Raw genomic sequence first — 17,527 nt, 5'->3', positions numbered from 1 at the left:
ACCGCCCGTCCCGCCACGGAAATCCGAAAGACTGCCGGGAAGCCCCCAAAGGAACGGGCCGGTTCCAGATTTCAGGGACGGGGCGTCGGAGATGCGCGGGCGGAGCCCAGGGCGCCCCAAATCGCTACGCGCTCCTGCCGGATGGCGTCTGCGAGCCCCGTGGGCTGGGCAAGGGCCGCCACCAATCGCTACGCGCTCCTGCGAGACGGCGTCTGCGAGCCCCTTGGGCTGGACATAGGCCGCCACTAATCACTACGCGCTCCTGCACGAGGGCGTCCGGCCCTCGTCTGGGGCTGAGAGGGGCGATACGGGGGGCGGGAGGGTGATCCATCGGCTCAGCCGATGCCAACCCCCACCAAGACCACGGTGCGATCCCACCCGCAGGCGCAAACAGGGGTAATTGGGGCGTATTGAAGGCTCTGTGAGGCGCGCACTCACCTATGCCCAGCCCCGGACATCTCGCGGACGCGTGATGGGGGCGTGTGTGGTGATCGATGGCGGCCTATGCCCAGCCACAGGGGCTTGCAGGCGCCGTCCGGCAGGAGCGCGTAGCGATTGGTGGCGGCTTATGTCCGGCCCACGGGGCTCGCAGGCGCCGTCTCGCAGGAGCGCGTAGCGATTTGATGCGCCCCCGGCCGCCGCCGCGCCCCTCCGACGCCCCGTCCCTGAAATCTGGAACCGGCCCGTTCCTTTGGGGGGTTCCCGGCTGTCCTCGTATGTCCGTGGCGGGACGGGCGGTCAAGGGTGGCCGAAGGCCATCGCGAAGCGACGCGACCGGAGGGAGCGCCCTTGAGGGACCGGCCCGACGCGGAGAGACGATGGGACTGACGGGAAACCCCCAGGACGTCTCTGACCGCCGAGTCCGCGTGCCCCGCCCCCCGAAGCCGCCCCGCACCATCCGGCCGCCCCCGCCGAAACGCCGCCCCTGGGTGGGTGGGCAGCCGCCGGGCAAGGGTGGGGGGCCGCGGGGGTGGAGGCCCCGAGTGCGCGGGCACCCGTACCCGCGCCCGCTCCGGCCCCGGGGAAGCCTCGAACGGATAGGCGTAGGGCCGGGGCGATTACCCGTGGCTCCGGTCCCGCGTTGGCCGTGCATGAGCACGCTTCAGTCTTCAACGGGCCGAAGGCGCCGTCCGATGCCGCCGCATTTCGAAGAATCGGTTCAGCGCCCGCTTCAGCGTGAGCCGCTGCGCGAGCAGCAGGCGCCCGATCCGCCGATCTACCGCGACCTGCTGGCCCGGTGGGCGGACGCCGGCCGCACCCTGCCCGGCCGGCGGGACCCGGAGTGGTCCCGGCTCACGTCCTCCCCGGTCTGGCCCTCCACGAGCAGCGGGCTGTACTGACCCGTCCGGCGGCGGACCCGCGTCAGCGCGTCTCGGGTCCGGCCAGGTGGCGGGCGATGACCATGCGCTGGATCTGGTTGGTGCCCTCGACGATCTGGAGCACCTTCGCCTCGCGCATCAGGCGCTCGACGGGGAAGTCCGCCGTGTAGCCGTAGCCGCCGAGGATCTGCACCGCGTCCGTGGTGACGGCCATCGCCGCGTCCGTGCAGAACAGCTTGGCCATGGCCGCCTGCCGGGAGAACGGCTTGCCCGCGTCCCGCAGCCGTGCCGCCGCGAGGTACAGCGCCCGGCCCGCCTCGATCTTGGTGGCCATGTCGGCCAGCATGAACCGCAGCCCCTGGAAGTCCGCGATGGGGTGCCCGAACTGCTTGCGGTCCAGCGCGTACGTGAGCGCCTCGTCCAGCGCGGCCTGGGCGACGCCGATGGCGCAGGCGGCGATGCCCAGCCGTCCCGCGTCGAGCGCGGCCAGGGCGATGGAGAAGCCCTGCCCCTCCTCGCCGATGCGGCGGGAGTCGGGTACGCGTACGCCGTCGAAGTGCAGCTGGGCGGTGGGCGAGCCCTTCATGCCCATCTTCTTCTCGGGCACGGCCGCGGTGAGGCCGGCCGCGTCCCCGGGGACGAGGAAGGCGGTGATGCCCTTGGGGCCCTCGACGCCGGTACGGGCGAGGACGGTGTAGAAGTCGGCGACCCCGCCGTGGGTGATCCAGGCCTTGGTGCCGGTGATGACCCAGTCGTCGCCGTCGCGGACCGCCTTGGTGGTGAGCGAGGCGGCGTCGGAGCCGGCGGCCGGCTCGGAGAGGCAGTAGGCGCCCAGCAGACCGCCGCCGAGCATCGCGGGCAGGTGCGCGGCCTGCTGTTCCTTGGTGCCGTAGCCGGCGAGGCCGTGGCAGGCCAGGGAGTGCACGCTGACGCCGAGGCCGACGGTCAGGCGGGCCGCGGCCAGCTCTTCGAGGACCTGGAGGTAGACCTCGTACGGCTGCTCGCCGCCGCCGTGGTCCCCGGGGTACGGGAGGCCGAGCAGTCCGGCCTCGGAGAGCAGGGTGAAGACCTCTCGGGGGAACCGTCCGGCGTCCTCCTCCTCGGCTGCCCGGGGGCGGATCTCGCGCTGGGCGATCTCGCGTACGAGGGCGAGGAGGTCGCGGGACTCCTCGGTGGGCAGCTGTCGGTCCACCGGCTGCGGGGCGCGGTCGGTCATGGCGGCGCTCTCCTCCATCTCGGGCACGGCGGCGACGCGCGAGGTGTGGGACGCGCCGCCGGGTCTCGGGCTCTGTGCAGCCGGTGGTTCCCTCCCGGGTCACGGAAGGGGCTGTTCAGCGGCTGCGGCGGCTTGAGTATGCCCGATCAGGGGCTTCCCGTCACCGGGGCAAGATCATCAGCCACTTCGAACGCCCCTTCGGCAGGGGGAGGTGCCGGACACTCCGGGGCGAATTCCTCGATCACCGCCAATGTCGCGCGTAGCTGGCGTACCAGCAGGGCTCCGAGCCGGGCGCGTCCGGGCCGGTCCGGGGCGCTCGGCCCGCCGATCCATTCCAGGGTGGTCCCTTCGACCGCGGAGAGCCAGCCCACGAGGGCGAGGCGGGCGATCGGGGGGAGGTCGCGGTGGCCGTAGGCGCCTTCGGCGATGGCGGCGACCAGTTCCTCGCGCACGGCGTCGCGGATGGCGAGCACCTCGGCGTCGGATCCGACGCCGCCGGTGACGATGGTGCGGTAGGCGGCGTGGTGGTGCTCGGCGTAGTGGAGGTAGCCGTCGATGGTGCGGCGGACGCGTTCGGCCCCGGGGAGGCCGGTGTCGCCGTCGGCGCGGGCGAGGAGCCCGGCGACGGAGTCCTCGACGATGGCGAGGTAGTAGCCGCGCTTGCTCTTGAAGTAGTAGTAGATCAGCCCTTTGGCGACGCCCGCGTGCTTGGCGATGTCGTCCATGGAGAGCGCGTCGTACGAGGTGTCGGCGAACAACTTGCGGCCGATGGCCATGAGTTCGGCCCTGCGTACCTGTGAGCGTCCGGTCGTTGCGCGCTGTTGACTGTTGTTCACGTCCGGCCCCAGCCTCGAACTGCCACAGGATGCCGGAAGTATGGCAGACCGGTGTGCTGCGGCCGGGCCGGCCGGCGGTCACCGCGCAGGCGTCAGAACCAGCCCACCTGGGTGACGAACATGGCGACGACGACCACGAGGGTCCAGCCGAGGACGTGCTCCAGCCAGGCGGAGTCCTCCTTGGGGCCCCCGGTGCGAACGAGGTTCCCGGCGGGTGCGGATGCGGTCGGGGCGGCGGTGTCGGCAGTCATGGTGTCCAATGTGCCAGCGTTCGCCACATTTGCGGTAGAGACGTGGGTCACTGGTGGCGCACGTCACGCCGCCGGGCCCCGGCCGCTCCGGCGGGTGCGCGGTGCGGTCGGGGCCCGGCGGCGGTTCTGTCCGGCGCCGCCTTCCGTGTCAGGCCCGGGTGTCGCGGTTGCGGCCGGCCATGGCCGCCATCGCGAGGCCGAGGCAGAGGGCGACGCAGCCGGTGATCACGTTGCTGACCACGGAGCGGGTCACGTCCATCTCACCGGCGATGGCCCAGGGGGCGATGATCGTCCAGGCGCCCAGGACGACCGCCGTCCACGCCATGGCGTGGGTGCGCTCGTAGGCGGATCCCAGACCGCCCATGCACAGGCAGAACGCCAGGCCGACGATCAGGTTGTTGATCGCCAGCGGGGTCAGGACGCTGAATCCCGCGATCCACGGCGAGGCGGCCAGGTACAGACCGGTGATGAGGGCCAGCGCTTCGACGGCCTGCGCGCGGGGAGTGCTGGTCACCCGCTCGAACCGAGTGCGCATCTCGGCGAGGTCGGGGTGGTGCTCGATGCTGGGATGGGTGGTCATGGCGGGCCGCCTCCTACCGAGAAGCCTTTATGTGCCATTTACCCCATAATATTCCGCTCATCCTGCCCGCCTGGTCAACGGGCAATTTCGCCGCTTCCTCACAGCACGCCCACGGTCCGCAGGGCGAGGATCTGGGCCGGGGCCGGGAGGGCGGGGGCGTAGAGGTAGCAGACCCCGCCGCTGCCGGAGGCGACCTTCCCGGCGGCGGCCGTGCGCTTGGTGCGCAGCCAGACGTTCTCCCACTCGGCGCGCCGGTAGACGCGGCGGACGGACGGGTTGTCGTGCGCGTGGGGGTCGTTGACGACCACGTCCCCGGCGGCGGTGAAGCCGACGACGGTCATGAGGTGGCCGGCCGTGCCGTAGCCCGCGCCCGTGAGTTCGTCCGCGCGGAAGGAGGTGGACGCGATGACGGGGATGCCGGCCCGCACCACCGTCTCCAGGTCGGTCAGCGAGGCGAGGCGGGTGACGACTCCGGCGAGTCCGCCGTAGGTGGCGGCGTAGGCGGCGTTGAAGGACCAGTTGCCGCAGCCCTTGTAGGCGGCGTCGTAGGTGGAGCGGGCCGCGTGGCAGACCTGCGGGTCGGAGTAGGTGGGGTTCACCCAGGCCAGGGCGGCGGGGTCGGCCTTGCGGCCGAAGTGCTCGATGACCATCTGGGAGGAGGTGGGGCTGCACCAGGCCTCGCCGCCGTTGTCGTATTCGGGGTAGCGCCCGAGGTGGATCTGCTGCGAGTAGCGCGGGACCTTCAGCTCGTGGGCGGTGCCGGAGGGGCGGGAGGCGGGGACGGTGTACCGGTCGGGGACGTCGGAGACCATCGCGCCCGCGAGCCACACGGTGGGGCCGTCGGCGGCGCCCGGCCGGCGGTGGAGGGTCAGGCGCAGCTGCCAGCCGCTGATCCGCAGGCCGTCGGCCGCGGCGGGCGCGTCGAGGGCCAGGGTGTCGGTCCAGACGGTGGACCGGCCGTCGGTCTGGCCGTCCACCGAGGTGCGGCGGATGTCGGCGTCGCCGGAGGCCCACCGGCCCATCACGTACCAGGGGGTCGCGGCGCCGTCGGTGTAGGTGGCGCGCAGCTCGACCTGGATCCAGGTGCCGTCCGGGGTGTGGGCGTTCCAGGAGGCGACGGCTTCGGTGGCGGGCACGGTGGGGCGGTGCAGCGGGGAGGTCCAGGTGGCGTACTCCCAGGTGCTCTTGCGGCCGGTGTGCGGGTCGGCGTATTCGGTGCGGCCTGCGGCGGCCTGGATGCGCAGGCCGGGGCGGGTGCCGGCGACGGCCGTGGTGCCCCGGTGGGTGCCGGCCCGCCAGTGGCCGTACGAGTACCAGAAGCGGTTGTCGACGCTACGGCCCTGCGCGCGGGGGGCGGGGGCGGCGGCGGCCGGGGTGCCGCCGCCGGGGACGGAGGCGGCGGTGGCAGCGGTGACGACCGCGAGTGCGGCGACGAGTACGGCCCTGCGTGGCGTGGGTGCGGTCATCGCGTGGTCCCCCCGGGTGGGTCGGCGCTTCGGTGGTGTCACCCTTCCAGGTTCCCGGCGGCCGAAGGCCCAAGCCACGGGTCGTGTCGGGCTTGTCTACGCTGGTCGGGTGGAGTCACACCAGTCACTTGAGTCACTCGCGCGGGAGCTCGCCGACCTGCCGTGTTCCCTCGGCCCGGTGCGCCTGATCGGCATCGACGGGCACGCCGGGTCCGGGAAGAGCACCTTCGCGGGGCGGCTCGCCGAGGCGCTGGGCGGGGCGCCCGTGCTGCACCTGGACGACGTGGCCAGCCACGAGGAGCTGTTCGGCTGGGAGGAGCGGCTGCGCGCTCAGGTGCTGGACCCCCTGGCCGGCGGGCGGCCGGCGCACTGGGCCCCGTACGACTGGGTGGAGCGCCGCTTCGGGCCGGAGCGGGTGCTGGAGCCGGCGCCGGTGCTGCTGGTGGAGGGGGTCGGGGCGGGTCGGCGGGCGCTGCGCCCGCACCTGGCCCGGCTGCTGTGGATGGAGACTCCGCGCGCCGAGTCCTGGACGCGGGGCCGGCGCCGGGACGGGCGTGAACTGTCCGACTTCTGGGACGGGTGGGAGCGCGCGGAGCACGCGCACTTCTCCAGTGATCCTTCGCGCCCCTTCGCCGGCACCCTGGTACGCCAGAGCGGTACGGGATACGAGTGGACTTCCGGGACCGGAGCGACGGCTGGAACCCCCACTTCCGTGACCGAGGGTGACGAACTCCCCCGGGCCTGAACGGCCCCGGAATTCCGCCCCGCCGGGCCTGCGCCGACCCGCTTGACCCGGGGCCCGCGGCGGCCTTACGTTCTCAATGCGGGGCCTTTGAGGGCCGCCGCGCACACGAAGCCCCCGATTGTTCCCCCGTGATCGGGGGCTTCGCTCTGCCCGCGAACACCCTCCGCAGGGGTGCCGCACGGGCCACGCGGACCCCGGACGTTCACCCTGTGTCACCGCGCACGCCCGGGGTGCCCACCCGAACCGGGCCCCCCGCACCCTACGTAAGGTGCGAAAGCGCAGGTACGATGCAGCCCTGATTTCAGCGACGCCAGGCGGGGGCACCGGACAACTCGCGCGCTCGAAGCGGGGGTTGCCGCGCACCACGGGGCAGGCTTGTGGGGGACGTGATGGATTTCGGCACGCCGGGCAGCATGCACGCCCCGGCCGAACTCGCCTGGCTGCGAGGGGTCGACGCCTGCACTATGGGCGCCTACCCGCAGGCCGAGGAGGAGTTCCGGACGGCCGTGCGGCTCGACCCCTCGATGGCCGACGCGTGGCTGGGCCTGCACGCGCTCCGGGTCGACACGGGCAACGCCCTCTTACGCATGTACGCGCACCGGGACCGCTTCGGCGAACAGCGGAGCCGGCACCGCAGGACGCTGAACTCCTGGTACTGGCTGGGCTGGTGGGTGCAGCCGGTGCTGGAGAACCGGCGGGACCTGCTGCTCGCCCACGCCTCGCACTGGCTGGACGGCCGCCACGTGCCGGAGCTGGACCAGGCCCTCGCCGCGCTGCCGCCGGTGGACACCGATCCGCAGGTGCGGTTCCTGCACGCCTGCCGGGCCTATCTGGTCAAGGACTGGGAGCAGTTGGTCCGCCACACCGAGCCGCTGGTCAACGATCCGCTGCTGGGGATCGAAGCGGGGCTGTTCGGCGGGATGGCGCGGGTCCGGCTGGAGATGTACGGGCAGGCGGAGCCGATGCTGTCGGCGGCGCTGATGCGCTGCCGCAGTGAGCAGCCGCAGCGCAAGGAGCTGCGGTACTGGCTGGCCCGGGCGCACGAGGGCACGGGGCGCAGCGCGGCGGCGCTGCCGCTGTACCGGGCGGTGCACCGGGTGGATCCCTCGTTCATGGACACCGCGGCCCGGCTGACGGCCATCGAGGACGGCGACGACACCGACGGCATGGCCGATCTGGCGGGCCTGGCGGGGTACTCCGGGTACGGCGGCTACGTGGGGCACGGCCCGTCGCCGGTCGGCGGGGACTTCGCGGCGGTCGCCCTGGGCGGCGGCCCGCTGGGCGGCGGGCCCGTGCAGGACATCGCCGCGGACGGTCAGGCGGGCGCCGAACCGCTGGGTCCGCCGCCTCCCCCGCCGGGCCGGACGGAGGGCGTACGGCGCAAGGTGCCCGTCCCGCCGCAGGGCTCGGCGGAGGGGCTGCCGACGGGGCCGTCCGACCCGGCGGCGCTGGCCGAGGCGCTGGCGGAGCTGGAGCGGATGGTGGGCCTGGAGCCCGTCAAGCGGCAGGTGAAGGCCCTCTCGGCGCAACTGCACATGGCGCGGCTGAGGGCGGGTCAGGGGCTGCCGGTGCAGCCGCCGAAGCGGCACTTCGTGTTCTCCGGCCCCTCGGGCACCGGGAAGACCACCGTGGCCCGGATCCTGGGCCGGGTCTTCTATGCGCTGGGGCTGCTCGGCGGGGACCATCTGGTCGAGGCCCAGCGGGCCGACCTGGTGGGCGAGTTCCTGGGCCAGACCGCGGTGAAGGCCAACGAGCTGATCGATTCGGCGATCGGCGGGGTGCTGTTCGTGGACGAGGCGTACTCGCTGTCGAACACGGGCTACAGCAAGGGTGACGCGTACGGCGACGAGGCGCTGCAGGTGCTGCTGAAGCGGGCGGAGGACAACCGGGACCACCTGGTGGTGATCCTGGCGGGCTACCCGGCGGGGATGGACCGGCTGCTGGCGGCCAATCCGGGGCTGTCGTCCCGGTTCACCACGCGGGTGGACTTCCCCAGCTACCGGCCGCCGGAGCTGACCGCGATCGGCGGGGTGCTGGCCGACGCCAACGGGGACCACTGGGACGAGGAGGCCCTGGAGGAGCTGCGCAGCATCAGCGGGCACGTGGTGGAGCAGGGCTGGATCGACGAGCTGGGCAACGGCCGCTTCCTGCGGACCCTGTACGAGAAGAGCTGTGCGTACCGGGACCTGCGGCTGGCGGGATTCGCGGGCGAGCCGTCGCGGGACGACCTGGCCACCCTGCGGCTGCCGGACCTGATGCAGGCGTACGGGGAGGTCCTGTCGGGCCGCGGGCCCCAGGAGCGGCCGGAGCCGCCCCTGTGACCCCGGCGGGGCCGGACCTGCCGCCGCGCGGCGGTTCCGGCCCCTCTCCGTCCCGGTCTCGGTTACGTGCGGCCGGCCGGGATCCGGTGGGCGGGGTCGCGGACTTCGCCCACCAGCATCTCCAGGACGTCTTCCAGGGCGACCAGGCCGAGGACCCGGCCGCTCTGGTCCGCGACCTGCGCCAGGTGGGTGGCGTCCCGGCGCATGACGCCGAGGGCGTCGTCCAGCGGGACGGTGGCGCACAGCGTGGTCATGCGGCGCCAGACCCGCTGGGGCACGGCCCGTTCCCGGTCCTCCAGGTCCAGTACGTCCTTGACGTGCAGGTAGCCCATGAAGGCGCCGCTGTCGGCACGGACGGGGAACCGGGAGTAGCCGGTGCGCACGGTCAGCTGTTCGATCTGGCGCGGGGTGACGGCAGGGCCGACCGTGACCAGGCGGTCCCGGTCGAGGAGGACGTCGGTGACGGGGCGGCTGCCCAGTTCCAGCGCGTCCTCCAGACGCTCCTGCTCGACCGGCTCCAGGAGCCCGGCCTGCCGGGAGTCCTTGAGGAGCCGGCCCAGCTGGGTGGAGGTGTAGGCGGCCTCGACCTCGTCCTTGGGCTCGACCTTGAAGAGCCTGAGGACGAGCTTGGCGCAGGCTCCGAGCGCGGTGGTGACCGGCCCGCAGAGGCGGGCGAAGGCGACCAGGCCGGGGCTGAACCACAGGGCGGTCTTCTCGGGTGCGGCCATGGCGAGGTTCTTGGGGACCATCTCGCCGATGACCAGGTGCAGGAAGACCACGGCGGCGAGCGCGAGGGCGTAGCCGAGGGGGTGGATCAGGCCCTGCGGTACGTGGACGGCGTGGAAGGCGGGCTCCAGCAGCCGGGCCACGGTGGGTTCGGCGACCGCGCCGAGGGTGAGCGAGCAGACGGTGATGCCGAACTGCGCGGCGGCCATCATGCGGGGCAGGTTCTCCAGGCCGTGGAGCACCTGGCGGGCCCGTTTGGACTCGGCCGCGAGGGGCTCGATCTGGCTGCGCCGTACGGAGACGAGTGCGAACTCGGCGCCGACGAAGAAGCCGTTGGCGAGGACGAGGAGCAGGGCGAAGACGAGCTGGAGCGCGTTCATCGGGCGGCGCCTTCCAGCTCGGCCCGCTGCGGGGCGGCTTCGCCGTGCCGGCCGGAGCCGCGGCTCGAAGTGCCGGCGGGGCCCGCGGCCTGCCGGTAGGCGCCGGCGGCGGGTACGGCCGTCAGGCGGACCAGCCGGACGCGTTCCGCCCGGTTGCGGCCGACCCTGCGGACGGACAGCTTCCATCCGGGGAGGTCCGCGCGGTCCCCGGGGGCGGGGATCCGGCCGAGCAGGTCGGCGACGAGACCGGCGACGGTCTCGTAGGGGCCCTCGGGCACCTCCAGGCCTATCCGGCGCAGGGTCTGCACGCGGCAGCTGCCGTCGGCCTCCCAGGAGGGGCGGCCGTCCTCGGCGGGTACGGCGGCGAGTTCGGGGGTCTCGTCCTCGGCGAGGTCGTGCTCGTCGCGGACCTCCCCGACGAGTTCCTCCACGATGTCCTCCAGGGTGACGACGCCGGCGGTGCCGCCGTACTCGTCGACGACCACGGCCATCGGCTGTTCGCTGCGCAGCCGCTCCAGCAGCGGCTGCACCGGCAGGGAGCCGGGCACCAGCAGTGGTGCGACGCAGATCCGGCCCACGGTGGTGCGGTCGCGTTCGGACTCGGGCACGGCGAGGGCGTCCTTGAGGTGGACCACGCCGGTGATCTCGTCGATGCGTTCGCGGTAGACCGGGAAGCGGGACAGGCCCGTGGCGCGGGTCAGGTTCAGCACGTCGGCCGCGGTGGCCGTGTGCTGGAGGGCGCTGACCTTCACCCGGGGGGTCATGACGTGCTGGGCCGTGAGCTCGCCCAGCGACAGGGTCCGTACGAAAAGGTCGGCGGTGTCCTGTTCGAGGGCGCCGGCCTGGGCCGAATGGCGGACCAGGGAGACGAGTTCGCCCGGGGTGCGGGCGGAGGCCATCTCCTCGGTGGGCTCCACGCCGAGGGCCCGTACGAGCCGGTTGGCGACGGCGTTGAGGCCGGCGATGACCGGCCGGAAGGCGCGCGAGAAGGCGTTCTGCGGGCCGGCGACGAAGCGGGCCACCTGGAGGGGCCGGGAGACCGCCCAGTTCTTCGGGACGAGCTCACCGACGACCATCTGGACGGCGGAGGCGAGCAGCATGCCGATGACGACGGCGACGCCGGAGACGGCTCCCTCCGGGAGGCCGGTCGCGGCGAGCGGCCCGGCCAGCAGGGCGGCGAGGGCGGGCTCGGCGAGCATGCCGACCACGAGGGAGGTGATGGTGATGCCGAGCTGGGTGCCGGAGAGCTGGAAGGACAGCTCCCGCAGGGCCTTGACGACCGTGCGGGCACGGCGGTCCCCGTCGGCTGCGGCGCGCTCCGCCTCGGGGCGTTCCACCGTGACGAGGCCGAACTCGGCCGCCACGAAGAATCCGTTGGCGAGGATCAGGGCGAACGCCGCCGCGAGCAGGAGTAGCGGGATGGTCATGCCGCCGCCTCCGTGGGGAGGGCGGCGCGGGTATTACCGGACGATCCGTCCATTGCTGGAGGGAGTCACTCCTCAAGTTGCAGGTGCCCGCGGGCCTCGGGGTCCCGGGGCCGGTGGGAGGGCGCACGGCTGCGCCCCGCCACCAGGGTAGTCACTGAGATCGCGGCCGCAACGGTACGCGGCTGCGAGCGTCGGCGGGGTCAGTGGTCGTTTGTGCCGGTTCCGTGGGTTTCGGCGAGGGCGCGCAGGGCGCGCGCGTCGCTGATGGCCTGCTGCTTGGCCACGCCCGGCTGGATGCCGAGCACGGGCAGGCTGGTGCCGTCGCTGAGGTCCAGGAACACCCACGGGTCGCCGGGGCGGAGGTTGACCCGGAGGATCTCCGCCCACGCCAGACGGCGGGTGTTGGTGAGGTTGACGACGGTGACGCCGTCCTCGTCCGCGGCCACCTTGGGGCGGCTGAGCAGGACGAGTACGGAACTCAGCAGGACGGCGGTGAAGACGAAGCTGACGCGCTCACCGGGGCTGAGGTTCTCCAGCAGCACGGCGATGGCCGTGATGGTGGCGAACATGGCGAGCCCGACGCCCAGCAGGACGGCCCGGGTGCGGGTCGGCCGGAAGGTGACCGGCAGGGTGGGCGGTACGGGTGGGGCGGCGGACTCGGCCATGGTGCGTTGCCTTCTGGGGGGCGTACGGGTGAGGGGGCTGCGTGCGCCGTGCCTCAGAGGCGGCAGGCGTGGATCGAGGTGGTGAGGATCGCGCGGGCGCCCAGCTCGTACAGGTCGTCCATGATGCGCTGGGCCTCCTTGGCGGGGACCATGGCGCGGACCGCGACCCAGCCCTCGTTGTGCAGCGGGGAGACGGTCGGCGACTCCAGGCCCGGGGTGAGGGCGACCGCCCGCTCCAGGTGCTCGGCGCGGCAGTCGTAGTCCATCATCACGTAGCTGCGGGCCACGAGGACGCCCTGCAGGCGGCGCAGGAACTGCTGGACCTGCGGGTCGTCGGCGTCGGCGCCGTTGCCGCGGATGACGACGGCCTCGGAGGTGAGGATCGGCTCGCCGATGACCTCCAGGCCGGCGTTGCGCAGGCTGGTGCCGGTCTCGACGACGTCCGCGATGATCTGGGCGACGCCGAGCTGGATGGCGGTCTCGACGGCGCCGTCGAGGTGCACGACGGAGGCGTCGATGCCCTGGTCGGCCAGGTGCTTGGCGACGATTCCCTCGTACGAGGTCGCGATGGTCATCCCGGTGAAGTCCTCGGGGCCCTTCGCCGTGCCGGGGGTGGTGGCGTAGCGGAAGGTGGAGCGCCCGAAGTTCAGCGGGAGGATCTCCTCGGCGCTGGCGCCGGAGTCGAGCAGCAGGTCGCGGCCGGTGATGCCGATGTCGAGCTTGCCCGAGGAGACGTAGATCGCGATGTCCTTGGGGCGGAGGTAGAAGAACTCCACCTCGTTCTCGGGGTCGACGACCACGAGCTCCTTGGACTCCTTGCGCATCCGGTAGCCGGCCTCATGGAGCATCGCCGACGCCGGTCCGGAGAGTGAACCCTTGTTGGGGACGGCGATGCGCAGCATGGGGCTTCCTTTGATGCGTGGTGTGCGTGGGTTACGTGGTTGCGAACGGGCGGGTGCGACCCGGCCCGGGCTCAGAGGTGCGCGTAGACGTCGTCGAGGGAGATCCCGCGCGCGACCATCATCACCTGGACGTGGTACAGCAGCTGGGAGATCTCCTCGGCGGCGGCTTCCTTGCTCTCGTACTCGGCGGCCATCCAGACCTCGGCGGCCTCCTCGACGACCTTCTTGCCGATGGCATGGACGCCCTTGTGGACGAGCTCGGCGGTGCGGGAGGTGCTGGGGTCGCCTTCGACGGCCTTGTGCTGGAGCTCGGTGAAGAGCTCTTCGAAGGTCTTGGAGGGTTTGTTCGCCATGATGTCCTTAGAGTAAGGGCTCACCCGGGTGTCCCGGTGCCGGGGTTCACCCCTCGGACACTTACCGCCAGGGCTCGCTGACGGTGCGGAGGGTCATGGCGGTGGAGACGGCGGCGGTGACCGCTTCGTGGCCCTTGTCCTCGTTCGACCCTTCGAGGCCGGCCCGGTCCAGCGCCTGCTCGTCGTTGTCGCAGGTCAGTACGCCGAAGCCGACGGGGACCCCGGTGTCGATCGACACCTGGACCAGGCCCTGGGTGACGCCCTGGCAGACGTAGTCGAAGTGCGGGGTGCCGCCGCGGATGACGACGCCGAGGGCGACGATGGCGTCGTAGCCGCGACCGGCCAGGACCTTCGCCACGACCGGGAGCTCGAAGCTGCCGGGGACGCGGAGCAGGGTGGGCTCGTCGATGCCCAGCTCGTGCAGGGCCCGCAGGGCGCCGTCGACCAGTCCGTCCATGACCTTCTCGTGCCACTGGGCCGCGATCACGGCGACTCGCAGGTCTCCGCAGTTCTTCACGCTCAGTTCGGGTGCGCCCTTGCCGCTCACAGCTCTGCTCCTCGGTGGTTCGTGGATGTACGTACGGGTGGTGGTGCGTGCTTACTGGTTGCCGCAGGCGGACGTGGTCACGGCCCCGTCCAGCCAGGGCAGGTCGTGGCCCATCCGGTCCCGCTTGGTGCGCAGGTACCGCAGATTGTGCTCGCCCGCCTCGACCGGCATGGCCTCGCGGCTGGTGACCGTGATGCCGTGCCGTTCCAGGGCGGCGGACTTGTCGGGGTTGTTCGTCAGCAGCCGGACGCTGTGCACGCCGAGGTCGGCGAGGATCTGCGCGCCGGCGGCGTAGTCGCGGGCGTCGGCGGGCAGGCCCAGCTCCAGGTTGGCGTCGAGGGTGTCGCGGCCGCGTTCCTGGAGCTCGTAGGCGCGCAGCTTGGACAGCAGTCCGATGCCGCGGCCCTCGTGGCCGCGCAGGTAGACGACGACGCCGCGGCCCTCGTTCTTGATCCGCTCCATGGAGGCGTGCAGCTGGGGGCCGCAGTCGCAGCGCTGGGAGGCGAAGATGTCGCCGGTCAGGCACTCGGAGTGCATGCGGACCAGGATGTCGGAGCCGTCGCCGATCTCGCCGTGGACGAGGGCGACGTGTTCGACGCCGTCGACGGTGGAGCGGTAGCCGTGCGCGGTGAAGTCGCCGAAGGCGGTCGGCAGACTGACCTCCGCCTCGCGGCGGACGGTGGGTTCGGCGGAGCGGCGGTAGGCGATCAGGTCCTCGATGGAGATGATCGTCAGGCCGTGCTTGCGGGCGAAGGGGATCAGCTCGGGCAGGCGCAGCATGACGCCGTCCTCGCCGGCGATCTCCACGATGGCGCCGGCCGGGCGCAGGCCCGCGAGGCGGGCGAGGTCGACGGCGGCCTCGGTGTGGCCGTTGCGGACCAGGACGCCGCCGGGCTTGGCGCGCAGGGGGAAGATGTGGCCGGGGCGGACGAAGTCGCCGGGGCCGCTGACGCCGTCGGCGAGGAGGCGCAGGGTGGTGGCGCGGTCGGCGGCGGAGATGCCGGTGGAGACGCCGTGGGCGGCGCTCGCGTCGACGGAGACGGTGAAGGCGGTCTTCATCGACTCGGTGTTGTTGCGGACCATCTGCGGGAGTTCGAGGCGGTCCAGCTCCGGGCCCTCCATGGGGGCGCAGATCAGGCCACGGCACTCGCTCATCATGAAGGCGACGATCTCGGGGGTGGCCTTCTCGGCGGCGATGACGAGGTCGCCCTCGTTCTCGCGGTCCTCGTCGTCGACGACGACGACGGGCCGGCCCGCCGCGATGTCGCGGATCGCCTGCTCGACGGGGTCGAGGCGGAAGGTCTCTTCGGGGATGTCGGGCACGGGCTTGAGGGTGGTCATGCCGCTGCTCCTTCGAGGGCCGGGGCGGGAGTGGTGCGGGAGCGCTGGTACCAGTCGTAGGCGCCCCACACCACGAGGGCGAAGTAGACGACGTAGACCAGGCCGGAGAAGGCCAGGCCGCCTGTGAAGGCGAGGGGGACGCCGACGAGGTCGACGAGGAGCCAGGCGAACCAGAACTCGACGAGGCCTCGGGCCTGCGCCACCATCGCGACGATGGTGCCGACGAAGATGTAGGCGTCGGCCCAGGGGCTCCAGGACAGCGACGGGTAGAGCGTGAAGAGGCCGCCGACGGCGAGGGTGCCGAGGGCCGCTCCGCCGAGGAGCAGTCCGCGCTCGGTCCAGGTGGCGGTGCGTACGGCGATGGAGCCGTCCTGGGCCTGCTGCTTGCCGCGCTGCCAGGCGGTCCAGCCGAAGACGGCCACGCCGATGACGAGGAGCTGCTTGCCGACGCCGCCGGCGAGGTGCGCGGAGGCGTAGGCGGCGATGAGGATCAGTCCGGAGAGCAGCTGGGCGGGCCAGGTCCATATGGAGCGCCGCCAGCCGAGGGCGAGCGCGGCCAGGCCCATCAGGTTGCCGATCATGTCGGACCAGATGACCTTCTGGCCGAAGACGGTGAAGGCCTCGGTGTTGAGCCAGTTCAGGGCGCTCACCGGGCGTCTCCCGTCGGGTCCGCGTGCAGCGGGTCCACGCCGGCGGCGAGGAGGCGTTCGACGTACTTGGCGAGGACGTCGACCTCAAGGTTGACCGGGTCGCCGGGCTGCTTGATGCCGAGGGTGGTCAGCGCGAGGGTGGTGGGGATGAGGCTGATGGTGAACCAGTCGGCGGCGGCCTCGACCACGGTGAGGCTGACGCCGTCGACGGTGATGGAGCCCTTCTCCACGACGTAGCGGGAGAGGTTCTGCGGGAGGGCGACCTTGACGATCTCCCAGTGTTCGGAGGGGGTGCGGGAGAGGATCTCGCCGGTGCCGTCCACGTGCCCCTGGACCAGGTGGCCGCCGAGCCGTCCGCCGAGGGCCATGGGGCGCTCCAGGTTGACGCGGGAGCCCTTGGTCAGGGCGCCGAGGCTGGAGCGGTTGAGGGTCTCCTGCATGACGTCGGCGGTGAACTCGCCGTCGGCGGTCTCCACGACGGTCAGGCAGACGCCGTTGACGGCGATGGAGTCGCCGTGCTTGGCGTCCTCGGTGACGAGGGGCCCGCGCAGCCGGAAGCGGGAGGCTTCCTGGAGCGGCTCGACGGCGGTGACCTCGCCCAGTTCTTCGACGATTCCGGTGAACACTCAGTGCTCCTTGGGGGCGGTGGCGGGAAGGGCGGTGATGCGCAGATCGGGGCCCACGCGGACGGCTTCGGTGATGTCGAGGCGCAGGGCGTGGGAGATGTTCGTGATGCCCGCGTCGGCGAGGGCGGCGGGGCCGGCGCCGAGCAGGGCGGGGGCGAGGTAGCCGACGACCCGGTCGACGGCTGCGTCTTCGAGGAAGGCGCCCGCGAGGGTGGGGCCGCCTTCGAGGAGGAGGGAGCGCACGCCGCGGGCGTACAGCTGTGCGAGGAGCAGGTCGAGGGGGATGCGGCCGTCGTGCAGGGGCAGCCGGAGCACGTCGACGCCGGGCAGGTGGCGGGTGTCGGCGTCCTCGGCGACGACCAGCAGCGTGGGCGCGGCGTCGTCGAGGATGCGGGCGGCCGGCCGGAGGCCGGCGCGGGTGTCGAGGGCCACGCGCAGGGGCTGGGTGGCGCCGTCGACGCCGCGGACGGCCAGGTGCGGGTCGTCGGCGCGCAGGGTGCCGCCGCCGACCAGGACGGCGTCGGACTCGGCGCGAAGCCGGTGGACGTCCGCGCGGGACTCGGCGGAGCTGATCCAGCGGCTGCTGCCGTCCGCGGCGGCGCTGCGGCCGTCGAGGGTGGCGGCGTACTTCCAGGTCACGTGGGGCCGGCCGAGCCGTACGGCGGTCAGCCAGGCGGTGTTGCCTGCTTCGGCCTCGGCCCGGAGCAGCCCGGCCGTGGTGTCGATCCCGGCGGCGCGCAAGGTGGCGGCACCGCCGCTGGCCTGCGGATTCGGGTCGGGGACGGCGTAGACGACGCGGGCGACGCCGGCGTCGACGAGGGCCTGTGCGCAGGGCCCCGTGCGGCCGGTGTGGTTGCAGGGTTCGAGAGTGACGTAGGCGGTGCCGCCGCGGGCGGCCGCGCCTGCGGCGCGCAGGGCGTGGACCTCGGCGTGCGGGCCGCCGGCCCGCTGGTGCCAGCCCTCGCCGACGACGGTTCCGGAGGCGTCGGTGATGACGCAGCCGACGACCGGGTTGGGGCTGGTGGAGCCGAGTCCGCGGGCGGCGAGCTCGACGGCTCGGCGCATGGCACGGGTACCCGCGTCGGGTGCGGGTGCTGCGTGCGCGGCGTGTGTCGCCACCGGGTCCTCCTGCCTCATCGGGCACGGACTCCGGGGCCTGTCGGGATACGACAGATG

Annotated in this window: 18 protein-coding genes; 3 read left to right on the top strand and 15 right to left on the bottom strand. The window is 72.8% G+C overall.

Translation table 11 applies throughout. The features are described 5' to 3' along the window. The first annotated feature begins 1,133 nt into the window (after nucleotides 1–1,133). Nucleotides 1,134–1,340, top strand: coding sequence for a hypothetical protein (locus IG86_RS0131035; protein ID WP_051785519.1), 207 nt, complete (start codon nucleotides 1,134–1,136; stop codon nucleotides 1,338–1,340). 22 nt (nucleotides 1,341–1,362) lie between these two features. Here IG86_RS0131035 and IG86_RS0131030 read toward each other — a convergent pair whose 3' ends face one another. The 5 genes from IG86_RS0131030 to IG86_RS0131010 all read right to left on the bottom strand — a co-directional run bounded on the left by IG86_RS0131030 (nucleotide 1,363) and on the right by IG86_RS0131010 (nucleotide 5,668). Then, nucleotides 1,363–2,535: an acyl-CoA dehydrogenase family protein gene (locus tag IG86_RS0131030; protein ID WP_030830471.1), complete on the bottom strand. Its 1,173-nt coding sequence runs from the start codon at nucleotides 2,533–2,535 to the stop codon at nucleotides 1,363–1,365. A gap of 146 nt (nucleotides 2,536–2,681) precedes the next feature. Next, nucleotides 2,682–3,371: a TetR/AcrR family transcriptional regulator gene (locus tag IG86_RS0131025; RefSeq protein ID WP_045936646.1), complete on the bottom strand. Its 690-nt coding sequence runs from the start codon at nucleotides 3,369–3,371 to the stop codon at nucleotides 2,682–2,684. Between the two features lie 92 nt (nucleotides 3,372–3,463). Continuing rightward, on the bottom strand, nucleotides 3,464–3,622 hold the full coding sequence (locus tag IG86_RS42585; protein ID WP_107051963.1) for an SCO1431 family membrane protein: 159 nt from the start codon (nucleotides 3,620–3,622) through the stop codon (nucleotides 3,464–3,466). 148 nt (nucleotides 3,623–3,770) lie between these two features. Beyond that, the gene (locus IG86_RS0131015; protein ID WP_030830457.1) at nucleotides 3,771–4,202 is read right to left on the bottom strand and encodes an SPW repeat protein; all 432 of its coding nucleotides are present in this window, start codon (nucleotides 4,200–4,202) and stop codon (nucleotides 3,771–3,773) included. A gap of 98 nt (nucleotides 4,203–4,300) precedes the next feature. Further along, entirely contained in the window at nucleotides 4,301–5,668 is a 1,368-nt protein-coding gene (locus IG86_RS0131010) for a peptidase C39 family protein (RefSeq protein WP_030901344.1), read from the bottom strand. Nucleotides 5,669–5,777: 109 nt separating this feature from the next. Here IG86_RS0131010 and IG86_RS0131005 point away from each other — a divergent pair, with 109 nt between their 5' ends. Both IG86_RS0131005 and IG86_RS0131000 read left to right on the top strand, forming a co-directional pair. Continuing rightward, on the top strand, nucleotides 5,778–6,413 hold the full coding sequence (locus tag IG86_RS0131005; protein WP_030901342.1) for a uridine kinase family protein: 636 nt from the start codon (nucleotides 5,778–5,780) through the stop codon (nucleotides 6,411–6,413). Between the two features lie 389 nt (nucleotides 6,414–6,802). Continuing rightward, nucleotides 6,803–8,734, top strand: a complete 1,932-nt coding sequence (locus IG86_RS0131000) for an AAA family ATPase (protein WP_030830449.1) — start codon at nucleotides 6,803–6,805, stop codon at nucleotides 8,732–8,734. A 62-nt stretch (nucleotides 8,735–8,796) separates the two neighbouring features. Here the strand turns inward: IG86_RS0131000 and IG86_RS0130995 are convergent, their stop codons facing one another. The 10 genes from IG86_RS0130995 to ribD form a co-directional block, all read right to left on the bottom strand. After that, nucleotides 8,797–9,840: a hemolysin family protein gene (locus tag IG86_RS0130995; RefSeq protein WP_030830447.1), complete on the bottom strand. Its 1,044-nt coding sequence runs from the start codon at nucleotides 9,838–9,840 to the stop codon at nucleotides 8,797–8,799. Continuing rightward, nucleotides 9,837–11,267, bottom strand: coding sequence for a hemolysin family protein (locus IG86_RS0130990; RefSeq protein ID WP_051785518.1), 1,431 nt, complete (start codon nucleotides 11,265–11,267; stop codon nucleotides 9,837–9,839). The genes IG86_RS0130995 and IG86_RS0130990 overlap by 4 nt, the downstream gene beginning before the upstream one ends. A 200-nt stretch (nucleotides 11,268–11,467) precedes the next feature. Next, nucleotides 11,468–11,932, bottom strand: coding sequence for a PH domain-containing protein (locus IG86_RS0130985; RefSeq protein WP_030830443.1), 465 nt, complete (start codon nucleotides 11,930–11,932; stop codon nucleotides 11,468–11,470). A 53-nt stretch (nucleotides 11,933–11,985) separates the two neighbouring features. After that, nucleotides 11,986–12,834, bottom strand: a complete 849-nt coding sequence (hisG, locus tag IG86_RS0130980; protein ID WP_030665427.1) for an ATP phosphoribosyltransferase — start codon at nucleotides 12,832–12,834, stop codon at nucleotides 11,986–11,988. A gap of 71 nt (nucleotides 12,835–12,905) precedes the next feature. Next, on the bottom strand, nucleotides 12,906–13,187 hold the full coding sequence (locus IG86_RS0130975; RefSeq protein ID WP_030830436.1) for a phosphoribosyl-ATP diphosphatase: 282 nt from the start codon (nucleotides 13,185–13,187) through the stop codon (nucleotides 12,906–12,908). Between the two features lie 61 nt (nucleotides 13,188–13,248). Next, on the bottom strand, nucleotides 13,249–13,734 hold the full coding sequence (gene ribH / locus IG86_RS0130970; RefSeq protein ID WP_007262951.1) for a 6,7-dimethyl-8-ribityllumazine synthase: 486 nt from the start codon (nucleotides 13,732–13,734) through the stop codon (nucleotides 13,249–13,251). Nucleotides 13,735–13,785: 51 nt separating this feature from the next. After that, nucleotides 13,786–15,075, bottom strand: coding sequence for a bifunctional 3,4-dihydroxy-2-butanone-4-phosphate synthase/GTP cyclohydrolase II (locus IG86_RS0130965; RefSeq protein WP_045936649.1), 1,290 nt, complete (start codon nucleotides 15,073–15,075; stop codon nucleotides 13,786–13,788). After that, nucleotides 15,072–15,725, bottom strand: a complete 654-nt coding sequence (locus tag IG86_RS0130960; protein WP_030830430.1) for a nicotinamide mononucleotide transporter family protein — start codon at nucleotides 15,723–15,725, stop codon at nucleotides 15,072–15,074. Before IG86_RS0130960 ends, IG86_RS0130965 begins: the two co-directional genes overlap by 4 nt. After that, complete coding sequence (locus tag IG86_RS0130955; RefSeq protein WP_030830428.1) at nucleotides 15,722–16,351, bottom strand: riboflavin synthase; 630 nt, start codon at nucleotides 16,349–16,351, stop codon at nucleotides 15,722–15,724. Before IG86_RS0130955 ends, IG86_RS0130960 begins: the two co-directional genes overlap by 4 nt. After that, nucleotides 16,352–17,488 (bottom strand): bifunctional diaminohydroxyphosphoribosylaminopyrimidine deaminase/5-amino-6-(5-phosphoribosylamino)uracil reductase RibD, encoded by a 1,137-nt coding sequence (gene ribD / locus IG86_RS0130950; protein WP_078906094.1) that lies wholly within the window; start codon nucleotides 17,486–17,488, stop codon nucleotides 16,352–16,354. It abuts the gene before it with no gap. Nucleotides 17,489–17,527 lie beyond the last annotated feature (39 nt).

This window comes from Streptomyces virginiae (genome assembly GCF_000720455.1).
Classification (GTDB): domain Bacteria; phylum Actinomycetota; class Actinomycetes; order Streptomycetales; family Streptomycetaceae; genus Streptomyces; species Streptomyces virginiae.
This window is presented reverse-complemented; position numbering and strand designations above follow the sequence as displayed.